At 30.1% G+C, this 3103-nt stretch carries 1 pseudogene; it reads right to left on the bottom strand.

Annotation, left to right across the window (positions count from 1 at the left end):
- Nucleotides 1–2786, bottom strand: a pseudogene (locus E6771_RS15960) (autotransporter domain-containing protein); the annotation flags it as partial.
- Nucleotides 2787–3103: the final 317 nt, after the last annotated feature.

A 3103-nucleotide genomic window follows, 5' to 3' on the forward strand; every position in this document is an offset into this window, starting at 1 on the left:
TGTTTTGTTTTTACCTGTACCATTATGTGAATCTCTTTCTATTGCATAAGTTCCCTTTAGATCAAAGAGCATTCCACTTTCAAGTTCCAGAGCATATTTGGTATTTAATCCTATGCTATGCTCATTCTTGTGAGCAACCAATATATCAAAGTCGCTTCCACCTTTAAATCTTCCTGTGATATTTTCTTCATCTGCTCCACTTAATATTCTTGTATAGCTTACTCCTGCTGTCAGTGTACTCTTTCCTTTTTCATGTGGTATTACTTTTTTAAGGTCTACTCCCACTTTAGCTGTTGTATAATCAAATGATTTTGAATCTGTTTCTATTGTTAGAGTTTTATTCCCTTCATCTGCTCCATCTTGTTTGATATATGTATATGACAATGTTCCATATGGTTCTAAAAATAGATTGTCTCCTATTGGATTAGAATATCTTCCATTCAAATAGATATCATAACTAATATCATTATAGTTATCTGAATATTTCATTACTGCTTTTGTTTCGTCAGAAGCTACCTTGTTTACTGCCAATCTGTCTGTATCATAATCTCCATACTGGAATCCCATTCCTGCTGTTACTTTTAGATTACCAACATACTTCTTAGCATATGCTCCCATATACAGCGCATCTCCATCTACTTTTGAATCATTAGACAAATCAGATTTAAGCTTGTTTCCTCCTATTACCACTCCTTATTTGTTTCAGGTCTGAAAATATTTTCTGTAACTATATCTCTGAACATTCCCACTGATTTTCTTGATAATTCACTTGAATATGAGTATGGATTTCCTGCATAAATATCGTTTAAATATCCTAAGAATAATGACAATTTTTCATTATTATCTACATTAAAATTTTCCAATCCATCTACTTCCAGTGAAAGTATTCCGTGATATATTTTATTGAGCTGCTCATATTTAAGTATTTCGGGAATATTCCATCTGGCAGCAATCTTTACTTCATTTATACCTATTCTTTCAACAGAATGAAATAATGATGTAGTACCAAAAGTTACATCTCTTTGAGGCGATTCCTCATGTTCTGTAGTTAAACTGTTATCTAATTCAGTTTTTCCAAAGCTTATTATCTCATCTATTCCTGCACCATTAAGAGCAAGTAACAGTTTTCCTCCTGTTGAAGATATCATTCCATCATTTCCATAAAATGCATGACCTATAATCTTATCTGTTCCACTTAAATTATCTGTATTAGTTGAATCTATTCTCAGAGTGAGTACTCCACCTGCTCCTATTGTTATATTTTCTGCTCCTGTTACTTTTAAAGCTGTTGACTTCCCATCACTTCCAACAGTTGTTTCAAATAGAGTAACATTTGTATTTATATTCATATTTTCAAAACCAGAAATATTATGGAGAATATTTATTTCATTTCCTGTGTTTGCTCTTGTATTTGAAGATATTCCAAAATTTAAAGCGTCTTCATCATCACCTCCATCAAGAGTTCCATTAATTATTGTTCCATTGTCTATTGTAAGAGTATCAGCTCCTCCTCCCATATTTATATTTCCATTGATTACAGTATTTTGAGATGTTTCTCCAGATTGAAGTATTAATATATCCCCATTATCACTTCCCAATATAGCATTACTTGTTCCATCTATTCCACCATTTACTGATGTTCCTGATAATGCAAGTCTTCCACCAGCTGTATCAAATTTTACTGCTGCACCATAGGCATTGATTATTGAATTATTAAGGTTATTATCTCCTATTGATACAAGAAGTGTATCTGTTATTCCATTTAGAATATATTTTTTATTTGAAGAAATATCTGTTATTTGAGGACTGCCAGCAAAATTATTATACAATAAAGTTCCATCTTTTAATTCTAAACTTTCAGTCCCTGTTATATTATCTTTATCAGCTCCTGTTGCTTTTGCATTTATTATTAAATATCCACTTGCTTCAGTTGATGTTCCAAATTTATTATAATCATTTACTTCTGCTTTATAATTTCCACTAAGTGCTTTAAATATTAATCCTTTATTTAATATTTCATTTTCATTTGGAGTGGTATCAACAACTGTCAAACCATCAACTACAGATTCTCCGTCATTTCCATTTGCAAGTATTCCATAATTATATGCTGAAGTTACAGTTCCATTATTAGCTTTATATACAGCATTAGTATCTCCATAAATAACTCCAGTATTTGTCAAAATACTTATTTCTCCACTAGTATTATAAATTCCAGCACCTGAACTACTTCCTGTTCCATTTATTAAACCGCTGTTTATTAAAGTTGTTATTGTACTTCCGTTATCATTATAAATTCCAGCACCTGAACTATTTCCTGTTGCATTTACTAAACCATTATTTGTTAACCCTGCTATAATACCAATATTAAAAATTCCAAAGCTATTATTACTTCCTGTTCCTGCTATTGAACTATTATTTGTAAAATTCAATCCACTTAGGTTTCCACTTAATCTAAATCCATAACTTATATCAGTTCCTAGATAATTTCCATTATCTGCACTTGATGATAATATCATATTATTTTCATAAGTTTTTGTACCTGGATTCCAAATATTTACATGACTATATGGATTTTCATTTTTCCAAACTCCATCTGTTCCATCATTATCAGTAGTTACTGTTGTATTAAATTCTATTCCATCATTATTTTCTCTTATCCATAGATATTCATCTTTTCCCATTACTGCTGTACAAGATAAAAGAAGCCCTATAACTGCCCCTATTGTTATATTTCTTCCTCTTTTTTTGTTCCCTCTTTTTATTGCTTTTATAATCTTCTCTATCATACTCTTCTCCCCTTTTATTTTTTAATTCCCTTAATTGTATTTTTATAGCTCATTTACAAGATGTTCTTGTTTATACAATAAGGCGAACTTTAAATACCTGAGAGTTCCTATTTTTAGAAGGTTTATATTTTTAATACAACTGTTTTTCAAAAATAAAATTACTTGATTTTTATAATTTCAAAGGTTATAATAGAAAATAAAAGAAGTTCGCCTTATTGTATAAAAGAGAACCTTATTTTTTTATTTTGTTCTGAGAGCTCTTAAATCTTAGAATTTTTCATTCAAAAAATTATTAAAATTATTCCATTCTGTCTCCA

The sequence above is a fragment of the Fusobacterium sp. genome (assembly GCF_032477075.1).
In the GTDB taxonomy this organism is placed as follows: Bacteria; Fusobacteriota; Fusobacteriia; order Fusobacteriales; family Fusobacteriaceae; genus Fusobacterium_A.